The sequence below is a fragment of the Micrococcus sp. 093350064-1 genome (assembly GCF_053627955.1).
This window is the reverse complement of the sequence record NZ_JBSEYU010000003.1, coordinates 60,437-74,610: the sequence shown is the minus strand read 5'-3', so window position 1 is coordinate 74,610 and position 14,174 is coordinate 60,437. Positions and strand designations below refer to the sequence as shown.

Below are 14,174 nucleotides of genomic sequence, written 5' to 3'. Positions count from 1 at the left end.
CCCCATGAGCACCCTCGGCCTCACCGCCACCGGAGCCGCCCTCGAGGCGATCGACCGCCATCTGCCCGCCCTCCTCCAGGACCGCGTCGCCTCCCGCCTCGGGGCGCAGGACGCCGACCTGTGGGGGGCGCCGGCCCGCGACGAGGCCGCCAAGCGGCTCGGCTGGATCGACCTGTTCGAGGACTCCCGCGCCCTCGTCCCGCACATCGCCCAGCTGACCCGGGAGCTGCGCGCCGAGGGCGTGGACCGCGTGGTCCTGGCGGGCATGGGCGGCTCGTCCCTGGCCCCCGAGGTGATCGCGGCGACGGCCGGCGTCGAGCTCGAGGTCCTGGACTCCACGGACCCGCTCCAGGTCTCCCGCGCCCTCGAGCGCGACCTCGAGCGAACCGTGCTGGTGGTCTCCTCCAAGTCCGGCTCCACCGTGGAGACCGACTCGCAGCGCCGCGTCGTCGAGGCCGCGTTCCGCGACGCTGGGATCGACCCCCGCACCCGCCTGGTCGCCGTCACGGACCCGGGCTCACCGCTGCACGCCGCGTGCGAGTCCGCCGGCTGGCGCGCCGTCTTCACCGCGGACCCGACCGTGGGCGGGCGTTTCTCGGCCCTCACCGCGTTCGGCCTGGTCCCCACCGGCCTGGCCGGCGTGGACGTCGCGGCCCTGCTGGACGACGCGGAGGCCGTGCTCGACCTGCTGATCGCCGACGACGAGGACAACCCGGGCCTGCAGCTCGGCGCGGCCCTGGGCGGCACCCGCCCGCTGCGCGACAAGCTCGTCTTCGCCGACCACGGGTCCGGCATCGCCGGACTGCCGGCCTGGATCGAGCAGCTGATCGCCGAGTCCACGGGCAAGGACGGCACCGGGCTGCTGCCCGTCGTCGTCGCCCCCGGCGACCCCGAGACCGTGTGGGACGCCCCCGACCTGCTGCAGGTGCAGCTCGTCGGCGAGGACGACGTCGCGGCCCCGGGCCACGGCGTGCAGGTCGCCGGCTCGCTCGGCGCCCAGCTGCTGCTGTGGGAGGTGGCCACCGCGGTGGCCGGCCGCCTGCTCGGGATCAACCCCTTCGACCAGCCGGACGTGGAGGCCGCCAAGGCCGCCGCCCGCACCCTGCTGGACGGCCCCGCCGCCGAGCGGCCGGCCGACGGCGAGGTGGAGGGTGTCGAGGTCTCCGGCCCGGCGTCCGTGACCTCTGCCCCGGACCTGGCCGGCGTGCTGCGCGCCACGGCGGCACTGGTGCCCGAGGGCGGCTACCTGGCGGTCCACGCCTACCTCTCCCGTCATGACGACGCCGAGCTCGAGGAGCTGCGCGCGGACCTGGCGGACCTGGTCGGCCGCCCGGTCACGTTCGGCTGGGGTCCGCGGTTCCTGCACTCCACCGGACAGTTCCACAAGGGCGGCCCGGCCGTCGGCGTGTTCCTGCAGATCACCGGCGACGCCGGCCTGGACCTCGAGGTGCCCGGCCGCCCGTTCTCCCTGGGCAGGCTCATCGCCGCGCAGGCAGCGGGCGACGCCCGGGTGCTGGGCGATCTCGGCCGCCCCGTGGTCACCCTGCACCTGCGCCGCCGCGACGCGGGCATCGAGGCCCTGAGGAGCGCCGTCCGTGGCCGGTGAGTCCCGGACCGCCCCCCGCAACCCGCTGCGCGACCCCCGTGACCGGCGCCTGACCCGCATCGCGGGCCCGTCGGCGCTCGTGCTGTTCGGCGTGACGGGCGACCTGGCGAAGAAGAAGCTCCTGCCGGCCATGTACGACCTGGCCCAACGCGGCCTGCTGCCGCCGGCGTTCTCCCTCGTCGGCTTCGGTCGCCGCAGCTGGTCCGACGAGGAGTTCGCCGACTACGTGCGCGCCGCCGTCGAGGCCTCCTCCCGGACCACGTTCGACGAGACCGTGTGGGACCAGTTCCAGGGCGGTCTGCGCTTCGTCTCCGGCGCGTTCGACGACGAGGCTGCCTACGTCCGTCTCGACGAGGTGCTCGCCGAGCTCGAGACCTCACGCGGCACGCGGGGGAACACCGCGTTCTACCTCTCCATCCCGCCGGACTGGTTCGAGGCCGTCTCCCGCCACCTGGCCGACCAGGGCCTGGCCGACCGGTCGCAGCCGGCCGAGGGCCCGTGGCGCCGCGTGGTCATCGAGAAGCCCTTCGGCCACGACCTGGCCAGCGCGCAGGAGCTCAATGCTGTGATCGAGCGCGTCTTCCCCTCGGACGCGGTGTTCCGCATCGACCACTACCTCGGCAAGGAGACGGTGCAGAACATCCTCGCGTTCCGGTTCGCCAACCGGATGTTCGAGCCGCTCTGGAACGCGGAGCACGTGGACCACGTCCAGATCACGATGGCCGAGGACATCGGCATCGGTGGACGGGCGAGCTACTACGACGGCGTGGGCGCGGCGCGCGACGTCATCCAGAACCACCTCCTGCAGCTGCTCGCGTTCACCGCGATGGAGGAGCCGATCTCGTTCGACGCGGACCATCTGCGCGCGGAGAAGGAGAAGGTCCTCGAGGCCGTGACCGTCCCGGACACGCCCGAGGGACTCGCGGCGGCCTCCGCCCGCGGCCAGTACACCTCCGGCTGGCAGGGCGGCGAGCGGGTCACGGGATTCCTCGACGAGGAGGGCTTCAACCCGGCGTCCGTCACGGAGACGTACGCCGCGCTCAAGGTGGGCATCCGCACGCGGCGCTGGCAGGGCGTGCCGTTCTACCTGCGGGCCGGCAAACGCCTCGGCCGGCGGGTGACGGAGATCGCCGTCGTCTTCAAGAAGCCCCCGCACCTGCTGTTCCCCGTCCACGACGGGGACGAGTTCGGGCAGAACATCATCGTCATCCGGGTGCAGCCGGACGAGGGCGTCACCATCCGCTTCGCGTCCAAGGTGCCCGGCACGCAGACCGAGATCCGCGACGTCACGATGGACTTCGGCTACGGCCACGCCTTCACCGAGGACTCCCCCGAGGCGTACGAGCGTCTCATCCTCGACGTGCTCCTCGGGGAGCCGCCGCTGTTCCCGCGCCAGGCCGAGGTGGAGCTGTCCTGGCGGATCGTGGACCCGTTCGAGGAGCACTGGGCGAGCCTGGGCACCCAGCCCGAGCCCTACGCCCCGGGCACGTGGGGACCGCCCTCGGCCGACGCCCTCATGGCCCGCGACGGACGAAGCTGGAGGCGCCCGTGAAGATCCGCATGCACGACACCACCACCTCCCAGGTGGCCAAGCGCATCACGCAGCTGCGCGAGAAGAGCGGGGTCGTGGCCCTCGGCCGCGTCCTCACGCTCGTGATCAGCACGGACGACGCCGGCATCGAGTCCGCCGTCCAGGCCGCCAACGCGGCCTCGCTCGAACACCCGTGCCGCATCGTCGTCCTGGCCCTGGGCGACCCCGCGGCCCCCACCCGCCTGGACGCCGAGATCCGGGTCGGGGGCGACGCCGGCGCCTCCGACGTCGTGGTGCTGTGGTGCGCCGGGGAGAACGCCCACGCCGACGAGTCGCTCGTCTCCGGGCTGCTCCTGCCCGATGCGCCCATCGTCGTGTGGTGGCCCGGGGTGCCACCCGGGGTCCCCTCGGCGACGGCGCTCGGTCGCCTGGCCCACCGCCGGATCACGGACACGGCCTCGGCGTCCGCGGCCGAGCCCGCCCTGTGGGCTCTGCGCGCGGGCCACCATGAGGGGGACACCGACCTGGCCTGGACGCGCCTGACGCTGTGGCGGATCCAGGTGGCCGGGATCTTCGACACGCTCGACGTGGCCACCCTGCGCTCGGTGACGGTGGACGGGGCGCCGGACTCCCCCAGCACCATGCTGCTCGCGGCGTGGCTCACCCTGACCCTGAAGGTGCCCGTGACGATCGCGCACTCGAAGGTCGGCCACGGGATCCGTGCGGTGCGCCTGCGGTGCACGGACGGGGACGTGGTGCTCTCCCGCTCGCAGTCGCAGGTGGCCCGGCTCTATCAGCAGGGCCGGCCGGTGCAGCGCATCTCCCTGCCACGCCGGACGATCCAGGACTGCCTGGCCGAGGAGCTGCGCCGCCTGGACCCGGACGAGGTCTTCGGCGCCGTGCTCCACCAGGGCCTGCCGCGCACGGACCTCTCCCCCGTGCAGGCCTCCGAACGCTGAGGGGCCCCCGGCGCCCCACCGGTCCGGGACGCGCGAACGCCCCGCACGGATCTTCCGTGCGGGGCGTTCGCGTCGGGGCCCGGCGGGGCGGCCTCAGGACTCCATGGTCAGACGCGGCAGGACGCCGAGCAGGGCGATCACGACACCCCAGGCGACCACGGAGCCGACGGTCAGGCGGGTGAGCAGACGCTGGGCGGAGCCCGAGGAGCTCATCGAGCTGGTCACGCCGCCGCCGAACATGTCCGAGACGCCGCCGCCGCGGCCCTTGTGCAGCAGGATGAGCAGCACGATGACCACGCTGAGCACGACCACGAGGATCTGCAGGGCCAGGGTCAGGACGTCCACGGGAGGGCTCCTCGGGTCGAGGTGCGGCCCCGGCGCGCGCCGGGGCCGTCACGGAGAATGCGGTCGGTCGGGCCGGACGGATCAGGCCTGGTCGAACCGGACGATCTTAGCAAACTCGTCCGCGTCGAGGCTGGCGCCGCCCACGAGGGCGCCGTCCACGTCTGGCTGCGCCAGCAGCGCCGGCGCGCTGGAGGACTTCACGGAGCCGCCGTAGAGGATCCGCAGTCCGGCGGCGACGTCGTCGCCGTGCAGTGCGGCCACGCGGGCGCGCAGGGCCGCGCACATCTGCTGCGCGTCCTCGGGGCCGGCGACCTCGCCCGTGCCGATCGCCCACACGGGCTCGTAGGCGACGACGACGCCGGCCACGTCCTGCGCCGACAGGCCCGCGATCGAGCCCTCCAGCTGGGCGAGCGTGTGCTCGACGTGCCGGCCGGCCTGGCGCACCTCCAGGCCCTCGCCCACGCAGATCACCGGGGTGAGGCCGTGGCGCAGGGCCGCGGCGGCCTTGCGCGCGACGAGCGCGTCGTCCTCCCCGTGGAGGGTGCGACGCTCGGAGTGGCCCACGATCGCGTAGCGGCACCCCAGCGCGGCCAGGAACGCGCCGGAGACGTCGCCCGTGTAGGCGCCGGCGTCCTCGGGCGAGAGGTCCTGCGCGCCGTAGGCGAGGTCCAGGCGGTCGCCGGTGACGAGCGTCTGCACGGCCCGCAGGCCCGTGAAGGGCGGGAACACCGCGACCTCCACGGCCTCCTGGTCATGGTCCGCGTCCGTGAGGAGCCACGTGAGGCGCTGCACCAGGGTGACGGCCTCGAGGTGGTCCAGGTTCATCTTCCAGTTGCCCGCGATCAGCGGCACGCGTGTGGTCTGCTCCGCCATGCTCACGCCCGCCCCTCGCCGGCCAGGGCGGTGACGCCCGGGAGCTCCTTGCCCTCGAGGTATTCGAGGGAGGCGCCGCCGCCGGTGGAGATGTGGCCGAACGCGTCGTCGGCGAAGCCGAGCGTGCGCACGGCCGCCGCGGAGTCGCCGCCGCCGACCACCGACAGGCCGCCGGCCGCGGAGGCCTCGGTGAGGGCCCGGGCCACCGCCCGGGTGCCCTCCGCGAAGGCCGGGAACTCGAACACGCCCATGGGGCCGTTCCAGAACACGGTCTGGGCGCCGCGGATCTGCTCCGCGAACGCCCGGGCCGTCTCGGGGCCGATGTCCAAGCCCATGGCGGACGCGCCGTGCGCGCCCGAGGTGAGGGCGTCCACGGCCAGGACCTCGTGCTCGGCGTCGGCCGCGAAGCCGGAGGCCATGACGATGTCCGTGGGGAGCACGATGCGGGCGGCCCCGGCCTCGGAGCGGCGCAGGTACTCGCGGACGGTGTCGAGCTGGTCCTCCTCGAGCAGGGAGGCGCCCACCTCGTGGCCCTGCGCCTTGAGGAACGTGAAGAGCATGCCGCCGCCGATCAGCAGCGTGTCGGCCTTGTCCAGCAGGTTGTCGATCACGGCCAGCTTGTCCGAGACCTTCGACCCGCCCAGCACGACGACGTAGGGCCGCTCCGGGGACTCGGTCAGACGGGTGAGCACCTCGAGCTCGGCGGCGACCAGCGGGCCCTGGTGGGCCGGCAGCTGTGCCGCGACGTCGAACACGGAGGCGTGCTTGCGGTGGACCGCGCCGAAGGCGTCGCCCACGTAGGCGCCGTCGTCGCCGGCCAGCGCCGCCATCTCGCCGGCCAGCGCGGCGCGCTCGGCATCGTCCTTGGAGGTCTCGCGGGCGTCGAAGCGCACGTTCTCCAGCAACAGCACCTGGCCGTCCTGCAGGGCGGCGGCCTTCGCGCGCGCGTCGTCCCCGGTCACGTCCGCGGCCAGGGCGACGTCGGCGCCCAGCAGCTCGGCCATGCGCGCGGCGACCGGACGGAGGGAGTACGCGGGGTCCGGCTCACCCTTGGGGCGGCCCAGGTGGGCCATGACGATCACGCGCGCACCGGCCTCGGCCAGGTCCCGGATCGCGGGCAGCGAGGCCCGGATGCGGCCGTCGTCGGTGACGGTGTCCCCGTCCAGCGGGACGTTCAGGTCGGACCGGATGAGCACGGTGCGGCCGGCGACGCCGGCCTCGAGCAGATCGGTGAGGGTCGGTGCGGGCATGATGCCTCCTGGGGTGCCGGAGCGGGGTCGGTTCACGGTGCAGTCTAGGCGGACGGCCCGGGCCGACGGAGGAACCGTCGGCCCGGGCCGTCGGGCGCCGTGCGGGCTCAGAGCTTCGAGCCGATGAGGTCTGCGAAGTCCATGAGCTGGGAGGTGTAGCCGTACTCGTTGTCGTACCAGCCGATGATCTTCACGGTCTGGCCGATGGACTTGGTCAGCGGGGCGTCGAAGGTGCACGCCGCCGGGGAGGTGATGATGTCCGAGGACACGATCGGGTCCTCCGAGTAGACCAGGCGGCCCTGCAGCGGACCGGACTCCGCGGCCTTCTTGAACGCCGCGTTGATCTCCTCGACCTCCACGTGGCGCGTCAGCTCCACGGTCAGGTCGGTGGCCGAGCCGGTGATGGTGGGCACCCGCATGGCGAAGCCGTCGAGCTTGCCCTTCAGCTCCGGGATGACCTCGCCGATGGCCTTGGCCGCGCCCGTGGAGGTGGGCACCATGTTCTGGGCGGCGGCGCGCGCCCGACGGCGATCCTTCTTGTGCACGTTGTCGTGCAGGTTCTGGTCGCCGGTGTACGCGTGGATCGTGGTCATGATGCCGTCCACGATGCCGAACTCGTCGTTGAGGACCTTCGCCATCGGGGCCAGGCAGTTCGTGGTGCACGAGGCGTTCGAGACGATGTGCATCGTCTCCGCGTCGTAGGTGTGCTCGTTCACACCCATCACGAAGGTGCCGTCGACCTCCTTGGCGGGAGCGGAGATGAGGACCTTCTTGGCCCCGGCGTCGAGGTGGGCCTGCGCCTTGGGGCCGGTCGTGAAGATGCCGGTGCACTCGATGACCAGGTCCACGCCGAGCTCACCCCACGGCAGCTTCGTCGGGTCGGCCTCCTGGAAGAACGCGACGTCGCGGCCGTCGATGCGGAACCCCTTCTCGGTCCGCTCCAGCTCGCCCGGGTAGCGGCCCAGGATGGTGTCGTACTGGGTCAGCCAGAACAGGTCCTCGGGGTCGGCGAGGTCGTTCACCGCGACCAGCTCGAGGTTCTCGTGGCCGCGGTCCCTGAGCACGCGCACGATGTTGCGTCCGATGCGGCCGTAGCCGTTGATGGCGATCTTGGTCATGGTGGTCTCTCTCGTTAGTTCGCGTTGCGTGGTCCCCGTGGCGGTGGGTCCGGGGCGGTACGGTCGAGCGGTCGCGCCCGGTCCGGGCGCGCGGTGGGGACAGGGCCGGAGCGCCGAGCCCCTCCCCGCATCGGGGCGCTGACGTCGTGGGGCCACGACGTCAGCGCCCCGGTGCGCGGTGTGGATCAGGCCGGGAGGATCAGGCCGGAGGCGCCGGCGCGGGCGGCCTCGAAGCGGGCCTGCACGTCGGCCCAGTTCACGATGTTCCAGATCGCCTTGACGTAGTCCGCCTTGACGTTCTGGTAGTCGAGGTAGAAGGCGTGCTCCCACATGTCCAGCTGGAACAGCGGGATGGTGGCGACCGGCACGCCGTTCTGCTGGTCGTAGAACTGCTCGATCACCAGGTTGCCGCCGATGGGCTCGTAGGCCAGCACGGCCCAGCCGGAGCCCTGGATGCCGAGGGCGGCGGCGGTGAAGTGGGCCTGGAACTGGTCGAACGAGCCGAAGTACTCGTCGATGGCGGCGGCCAGCTCGCCGGTCGGCTTGTCGCCGCCCTCCGGCGAGAGGTTCTTCCAGAAGATCGAGTGGTTCGTGTGCCCGCCCAGGTTGAAGGCGAGGTCCTTCGACAGCTGGTTCACGGAGCCGAAGTCGCCGGCCTCACGCGCGGCGGCCAGCTTCTCCAGGGCGGTGTTCGCGCCCTTGACGTACGTGGCGTGGTGCTTGGAGTGGTGCAGCTCCATGATGCGGGCCGAGATGTGCGGCTCCAGCGCGGCGTAGTCGTAGTCCAGCTCCGGAAGGGTGTATTCGGTCATGCTTCCTCCTTGGTCAGGCGAGGCTGCGGGCAGGACGCCCTCGGCCTCCACCTCGGGCAACCTCGCGTCTCGGCGGCGTATTCCATCCGTCTCCATTGTGATCGGGGGCGGAGCGCCGGGGCCAGATCCCGTCGACGGTGATCCCGCGCTCAGCCTTCGGAGGCCGCGTCCGTCCCGGGGATGCCCCGCTCGGCGGCCCGCTTGTCCGCCATGGCCAGTAGCCGGCGGATGCGCCCGGCGACGGCGTCCTTGGTCATCGGCGGGTCCGCGAGGCGGCCGAGCTCGTCGAGGGAGGCCTGCTTGTGCTCGAGGCGCAGCCGTCCCGCGTAGCGAAGGTGGTCGGGCACCTCGTCCCCGAGGATCTCGAGGGCCCGCTCCACCTTCGCCCCGGCCGTGACAGCGGCCTGGGCGGAACGGCGCAGGTTGGCGTCGTCGAAGTTCGCCAGGCGGTTGGCGGTGGCCCGGACCTCTTTGCGCTCGCGCCGCTCGCGCCAGAGGGTCGCGGTCTGCTCCGCGCCGACGGCGGCGAGCAGCGTGGCGATCGCCTCGCCGTCGCGGACCACGACGCGGTCCGACTGACGCACCTCGCGCGCCTTCGCCGCCACGCGGAGCCGACGCGCGGCCCCCACCAGCGCGAGCGCGGCCTCCGGGCCCGGCGTGGTCACCTCGAGGGCCGCCGAGCGGCCGGGCTCGGTGAGGGAGCCGTGGGCCAGCAGGGCCCCGCGCCACACGGCGGCGGTGGCCGCCGTCGTCCCGCTGACGAGGACCGGCGCGAGGCCACGCACGGGCCGTCCCCGCTGGTCGATGAGCCCGGTCTGCCGGGCGAGGTCCTCTCCCCCGCGCACGACCCGGAGCACGTACCGCTGACCACGGCGCAGGTTGCCGCCGGAGACCACCACGATCTCCGGGGCCAGGCCGTACAGCTCGGTGATGGCGGCGCGCAGGCGGCGCGCACTGGCGCCGTGGTCCAGTTCAACCTCCACGACGACGCGGCCGGCCACGAGGTGCAACCCCCCGGCGAACCGCAGCATCGCCGCGGTCTCCGCCCGCCGCTCCGGGGTCGCGGCGACCGGCACACGGGCCAGCTCCTCCTTGAGGGTCATGGTCAGCGCCATGCTCGTGCTCCTTCTCGGCGAGGTGCGCGCGTCAGTGGGTCATCGCCTCGTCGATCGCGACGGCCAGGCGCAGCGGGTCGTGGACCTGGGGATCCTGGGCACTGCTCACTCTACTGAACGCCACGCGCGCGCCCATCCGGGCCGCCTCGGCCTCCACCGCCGCCCGGTCGGTGACCGCGTCCACGTCGGCGATCACCACGTCCAGCCGGAGGTCCGGCGCATAGGAGCGCAGCACCTTGAGGTGGTCGGCGTGGGTGAGGCCGGTGGTCTCCTGGTCTCCCGTGCGCAGGTTCAGCACCATGAGGCGCCGGGCGGTGGTGGCGGCGAGGGCCGCGCGCACGTCCGGCATCAGCAGGTGCGGCAGCACCGACGTGTACAGCGAGCCGGGTCCGAGCACCACCCAGTCGGCCAGCTCGATCGCCGAGAGCGCCTCCGGGGTGGCGGGGGCGTCGGACGGGCTCAGGCGGACGTCGGTGACGCGCCCCTCGAACGCGGCGACCGCGAGGGCCACCTGGCCCTCCACGCATCGGGTGCGCAGGCGGCCGTCCGGGCCGGCGCTGAGCACGTCCCCGCCGATGGTCAGCGGCACCCGCGAGACCGGCAGGACCTCACCGTGCGCCCGCAGCAGGGCGCCGGCCCAGCGCAGCCCGTCCACCGGGTCGCCCAGCAGCTCCCAGAGGGCGACGATCAGGAGGTTCCCGAGCGCGTGGTTGTCCAGGGTGGCCTGGTCGGCGGGCACCTCGGTGGAGCGGAAGCGGTGCTGCATGACGTGGGCCCAGGTCCGACCCCAGTCGGTGTCGTCGCACAGGGCGGCCAGCGCCATGCGGAGGTCGCCGGGCGGCAGCACCGCCATCTCCCGGCGGATGGTGCCGGAGGAGCCACCGTCGTCCGCCACCGTGACGATGGCCGTGAGGTGCCCGGCCACGTGCCGCAGGGCCGCGAGGGACGCGGAGAGGCCGTGGCCGCCGCCGAGGGCGGTGACGCGGGCCGTGGGGCGGGACATGCCCGCACCCACCCCGCGCCCTTCCGAACCCATCCCGGGCGGCAGGGGCAGTTGGCCGGTGAGCGGGGACGTCATTCGCGCCCCATGTCCCGGTGCTGGACGTGCACCGTGACGTGGGGCACCTGGGCCAGGCGCCGGGCCAGCTCCTCGGCGACGGCCACGGAGCGGTGCTTGCCGCCCGTGCAGCCGATGGCGAGCGTGGCGTAGTGCTTGTTCTCCCGCCGGTAGCCCTCGAACACCGGCCCCAGCATGGCGACGTACGTGCGCAGGAAGTCCTCGACACCGGGGCGGGAGAGCACGTAGTCCGCGACCGCGGCCTCCGTGCCCGTGTGCGGACGCAGCGCCGGCACCCAGTGGGGGTTGGGGATGAAGCGCATGTCCGCCACGAAGTTCGCGTCCGCCGGGACGCCGTACTTGAACCCGAAGCTCATGATGGTCAGGCGCAGCGTGACGGGGCCGGACTCCGAGAACAGCTCGGTGATCTCCGTGGCCAGGCCGTGCACGTTCAGCTCGGTGGTGTCCACCACGACGTCGGCACGCGCCTTGAGCGGCTCGACGACGTCCCGCTCCGCGCGGATGCCGTCCAGCAGCCGGGCGTTGCCCTGCATCGGGTGGGGGCGGCGGCCGGCCTCGAAGCGTTGCAGGAGGACGTGGTCCTCCGCATCGAGGAACACGGTGCGATACTCCACTCCGCTGTTGGCCAGGTGCTGCAGGGCGGCGTACAGCTCCTCGAAGTAGGAGCGCGAGCGCACGTCCACCACGATCGCCAGGCGCGGGAACGCCTCCGGCGAGCGGGCGATGAGCTCGGCCAGCGTGCCGAACAGGGCCGGCGGCATGTTCTCCACCACGTCCCAGCCGTGGTCCTCGAGCGCGTGCGCGGCGGTGGTCCGTCCGGCGCCGGACATCCCGGCGATCACGAGCACCTCGGATGTCGGCGGCTTCTCCGGCTGGAGGGTCTCCTCGGTCATGACTCCACTGTATCCGCGGGCGTGTCGGCCGTGAGCGCCGTGTGGACGGCCTCGGCCAGCCGCGGCCCGATGCCGGCGACCTCGGTCAGCCGGTCCACGCCGGCGGCCCGGATCTCGGCGACGGAGCCGAAGTGGTTCAGCAGCGCGGTGCGCTTGGCCGGGCCCAGGCCCGGGATCCCGTCCAGGGCGGAGACGGTCATCGCCTTGGACCGCCGGCTGCGGTGGCCCGCGATCGCGAACCGGTGCGACTCGTCACGGATGCGCTGGAGCAGGTACAGGCCCTCCGAGGTGCGCGGCAGGACCACCGGGAACTCGTCGCCCGGCAGCCACACCTCCTCGAGCCGCTTGGCCAGCCCGACCACGGGCAGGTCGTCCAGGCCCAGCTCCTCGAGGACCGCCGCGGCCGCGGCCACCTGGGGCGGGCCGCCGTCGACCACCACGAGCGAGGGCGGGTACGCGAAGCGGCGCCCCGCCTCCTGATCGTCCCCCTCGACCTGACCGGAGAGCGGGGCGCCCTCCGCGCGCTCCTTGGCCAGGCGGGCGAAGCGGCGCCGCAGGACGTCGCGCAGGGACGCCGTGTCGTCCCGGGCGGCCTCCCCCGTGACGTTGAAGCGGCGGTAGTCCTTCTTCTTCGGCAGCCCGTCCTCCATGACGACCATCGAGCCGACCACGTTGGTGCCCTGGGAGTGGGAGATGTCGTAGCACTCGATGCGCAGCAGGGGCTCGGTGATCTCCAGGGCCTCCTGCAGCTCCCGCAGGGCGGCGGAGCGGGTGGTGAGGTCCCCGGACCGCCGCGACTTGTGCAGCTTGAGGGCCATCTCCGCGTTCTCCCGGACGGTCTCCATGAGGTCCGCCTTCGAGCCCCGCCGGGGCACGCGCACGGCGACCCGGGACCCGCGCAGGCCCGAGAGCCACTCGGTGAGCTGTGCGGCGTCGTCGGGCTCGACCGGGACGAGGATCTCGTGCGGGATGCGCTCCGGCCCCTCGAGGTCGCCGTAGACCTGCTGGAGCAGGTGCGCGACCATCTCCGGCTCGGCGACGTCCTCCACGCGCTCCATGACCCAGCCGCGCTGGCCGCGGATGCGTCCCTGCCGGACGTGGAACACCTGCACCGCGACCTCCAGCTCGTCCGCGTGCAGGGCGAAGATGTCCGCCTCCGTGTTCTCCGGCAGCACCACGGCGTTGCGCTCGAACACGCGGCGCAGCGCGGCGATGTCGTCCCGCAGCCGGGCCGCGTCCTCGTAGCGCAGCTCCTCGACGGCACGGGCCATGGCCTTCTCCAGCTCGCGGATGAACCGGTTCGCGTCCCCGGCCATGAAGTCGCAGAAGTCCTGGGCCAGCGCGCGATGGTCCGCCGGGCTGATCCGGCCCACGCAGGGCGCCGAGCACTTGCCGATGTAGCCGAGCAGGCACGGCCGGTCCTGGGCGCGGGCCCGCTTGAACACGCCGGCCGAGCACGTGCGGACCGGGAAGACGCGCAGCATCAGGTCCACGGTCTCGCGGATCGCCTTGGCCGGGTGGAACGGGCCGAAGTACTTCACGCCGGGCTTCCGGTCGCCGCGCATCACCTGGACGCGCGGGAACTGCTCGTTCATGGTCACGGCCAGGTACGGGTACGACTTGTCGTCCCGGTACATGATGTTGAACCGGGGGCGGTACTCCTTGATCCACGTGTACTCGAGCTGGAGCGCCTCCAGCTCGGAGCCGACGACGGTCCACTCGACCGCGGCCGCCGTGAACACCATGGTCCGGGTCTTGGTGGCCAGCCGGGCGGGGTCCTGGAAATAGGAGCTCAGGCGGGCGCGCAGGTTCTTCGCCTTGCCGACGTAGACGACGCGTCCGTCCGCGTCGCGGAAGCGGTAGACGCCGGGCGACGTGGAGATCTCGCCCGGAGCCGGGCGGTAGGAGGCCGGATCAGCCACGGGCACCCGGGGCGGCGTTGTAGGCGTCCACCCGCTCCTGCCCCGAGAGCGCGCCGATGGCGTCCATGATCGCCGCCGTCGCGTCGCGGCGCTGCGGCAGGGTGTGTCGACGCCCGGGGTGGCCGAAGTCCAGGGGCGCGCCCACGCGCACGGAGAACCGGTGGGGACGGAAGCCGTTCGTGTCCGGCGGCTGGAGGTGCTGCGTGCCGACGAGGCCCACGGGCACCACGGGTGCGCCGGTGGCCAGGGCCAGCCAGGCCGCACCGGTGCGGCCGCGGTAGAGGCGGCCGTCGCGGCTGCGGGTGCCCTCCGGGTAGATGCCGACGCCCTGGCCGGACTCGAGCAGGCCCACGAGGGACTCGAGCGCGGCCACGGAGGCGGCCTGCTCGCCCCGGCGGACGGGGACGGAGCCCACGGACTCGAAGAACCGCCGCCGGACGCGGCCCCGCAGGCCCGTGCCCGTGAAGTACTCCTCCTTGGCGAAGAAGTGGACCGGGCGGGGGGCGAGGGCCTGGAGGATCACCGAGTCGACGAAGGACAGGTGGTTGGAGGCCATGACGAAGGGGCCCCGCGCAGGGACGTGCTCCATGCCGACGACCTCGGGGCGGCAGGTGAGCCGCAGGAGCGCGGCGGCGCTCCTGCGCACGGGCTCCGACGTCGCCATGGCTCTCC

The 14,174-nt window shown here is 73.3% G+C and carries 13 protein-coding genes; 3 read left to right on the top strand and 10 right to left on the bottom strand.

What is annotated here, in order from left to right:
• Positions 1–4: 4 nt before the first annotated feature.
• The 3 genes from ACUW6W_RS04235 to ACUW6W_RS04225 are packed head-to-tail and all read left to right on the top strand — an operon-like array spanning position 5 to position 4,096.
• Positions 5–1,606, top strand: a complete 1,602-nt coding sequence (locus tag ACUW6W_RS04235) for a glucose-6-phosphate isomerase (RefSeq protein ID WP_036315278.1) — start codon at positions 5–7, stop codon at positions 1,604–1,606.
• Positions 1,596–3,158, top strand: a complete 1,563-nt coding sequence (gene zwf / locus ACUW6W_RS04230) for a glucose-6-phosphate dehydrogenase (RefSeq protein ID WP_036315281.1) — start codon at positions 1,596–1,598, stop codon at positions 3,156–3,158. Before ACUW6W_RS04235 ends, zwf begins: the two co-directional genes overlap by 11 nt.
• Positions 3,155–4,096, top strand: coding sequence for a glucose-6-phosphate dehydrogenase assembly protein OpcA (locus ACUW6W_RS04225; RefSeq protein WP_036315284.1), 942 nt, complete (start codon positions 3,155–3,157; stop codon positions 4,094–4,096). Before zwf ends, ACUW6W_RS04225 begins: the two co-directional genes overlap by 4 nt.
• A gap of 93 nt (positions 4,097–4,189) precedes the next feature.
• Here ACUW6W_RS04225 and secG read toward each other — a convergent pair whose 3' ends face one another.
• The 10 genes from secG to ACUW6W_RS04175 form a co-directional block, all read right to left on the bottom strand.
• The gene (gene secG / locus ACUW6W_RS04220) at positions 4,190–4,441 is read right to left on the bottom strand and encodes a preprotein translocase subunit SecG (protein ID WP_036315286.1); all 252 of its coding nucleotides are present in this window, start codon (positions 4,439–4,441) and stop codon (positions 4,190–4,192) included.
• 81 nt (positions 4,442–4,522) lie between these two features.
• Positions 4,523–5,314 (bottom strand): triose-phosphate isomerase, encoded by a 792-nt coding sequence (gene tpiA, locus ACUW6W_RS04215; RefSeq protein WP_036315288.1) that lies wholly within the window; start codon positions 5,312–5,314, stop codon positions 4,523–4,525.
• Between the two features lie 2 nt (positions 5,315–5,316).
• The gene (locus ACUW6W_RS04210; protein ID WP_049147874.1) at positions 5,317–6,564 is read right to left on the bottom strand and encodes a phosphoglycerate kinase; all 1,248 of its coding nucleotides are present in this window, start codon (positions 6,562–6,564) and stop codon (positions 5,317–5,319) included.
• A gap of 107 nt (positions 6,565–6,671) precedes the next feature.
• The gene (gene gap, locus ACUW6W_RS04205; protein ID WP_041105191.1) at positions 6,672–7,682 is read right to left on the bottom strand and encodes a type I glyceraldehyde-3-phosphate dehydrogenase; all 1,011 of its coding nucleotides are present in this window, start codon (positions 7,680–7,682) and stop codon (positions 6,672–6,674) included.
• Positions 7,683–7,867: 185 nt separating this feature from the next.
• Positions 7,868–8,494, bottom strand: coding sequence for a superoxide dismutase (locus tag ACUW6W_RS04200; RefSeq protein ID WP_036315296.1), 627 nt, complete (start codon positions 8,492–8,494; stop codon positions 7,868–7,870).
• A 149-nt stretch (positions 8,495–8,643) separates the two neighbouring features.
• Positions 8,644–9,609, bottom strand: a complete 966-nt coding sequence (gene whiA / locus ACUW6W_RS04195; RefSeq protein ID WP_036315298.1) for a DNA-binding protein WhiA — start codon at positions 9,607–9,609, stop codon at positions 8,644–8,646.
• A 31-nt stretch (positions 9,610–9,640) separates the two neighbouring features.
• Positions 9,641–10,687, bottom strand: a complete 1,047-nt coding sequence (locus tag ACUW6W_RS04190) for a gluconeogenesis factor YvcK family protein (RefSeq protein WP_036315301.1) — start codon at positions 10,685–10,687, stop codon at positions 9,641–9,643.
• The gene (rapZ, locus tag ACUW6W_RS04185; protein ID WP_036315303.1) at positions 10,684–11,580 is read right to left on the bottom strand and encodes an RNase adapter RapZ; all 897 of its coding nucleotides are present in this window, start codon (positions 11,578–11,580) and stop codon (positions 10,684–10,686) included. The genes ACUW6W_RS04190 and rapZ overlap by 4 nt, the downstream gene beginning before the upstream one ends.
• Positions 11,577–13,502, bottom strand: coding sequence for an excinuclease ABC subunit UvrC (gene uvrC, locus ACUW6W_RS04180; protein ID WP_036315391.1), 1,926 nt, complete (start codon positions 13,500–13,502; stop codon positions 11,577–11,579). Before uvrC ends, rapZ begins: the two co-directional genes overlap by 4 nt.
• Positions 13,495–14,166 (bottom strand): lysophospholipid acyltransferase family protein, encoded by a 672-nt coding sequence (locus ACUW6W_RS04175; RefSeq protein WP_036315306.1) that lies wholly within the window; start codon positions 14,164–14,166, stop codon positions 13,495–13,497. Before ACUW6W_RS04175 ends, uvrC begins: the two co-directional genes overlap by 8 nt.
• Positions 14,167–14,174: the final 8 nt, after the last annotated feature.

Excerpts from the sequence above, each read along its gene's own strand:
- ACUW6W_RS04235 (WP_036315278.1), top strand. The coding sequence starts at position 5 with ATGAGCACCCTCGGCCTCACCGCCACCGGAGCCGCCCTCGAGGCGATC.
- tpiA (WP_036315288.1), bottom strand. The coding sequence starts at position 5,314 with ATGGCGGAGCAGACCACACGCGTGCCGCTGATCGCGGGCAACTGGAAG.
- ACUW6W_RS04210 (WP_049147874.1), bottom strand. The coding sequence starts at position 6,564 with ATGCCCGCACCGACCCTCACCGATCTGCTCGAGGCCGGCGTCGCCGGC.
- gap (WP_041105191.1), bottom strand. The coding sequence starts at position 7,682 with ATGACCAAGATCGCCATCAACGGCTACGGCCGCATCGGACGCAACATC.
- ACUW6W_RS04200 (WP_036315296.1), bottom strand. The coding sequence starts at position 8,494 with ATGACCGAATACACCCTTCCGGAGCTGGACTACGACTACGCCGCGCTG.
- whiA (WP_036315298.1), bottom strand. The coding sequence starts at position 9,609 with ATGGCGCTGACCATGACCCTCAAGGAGGAGCTGGCCCGTGTGCCGGTC.
- ACUW6W_RS04190 (WP_036315301.1), bottom strand. The coding sequence starts at position 10,687 with ATGACGTCCCCGCTCACCGGCCAACTGCCCCTGCCGCCCGGGATGGGT.
- rapZ (WP_036315303.1), bottom strand. The coding sequence starts at position 11,580 with ATGACCGAGGAGACCCTCCAGCCGGAGAAGCCGCCGACATCCGAGGTG.
- ACUW6W_RS04175 (WP_036315306.1), bottom strand. The coding sequence starts at position 14,166 with ATGGCGACGTCGGAGCCCGTGCGCAGGAGCGCCGCCGCGCTCCTGCGG.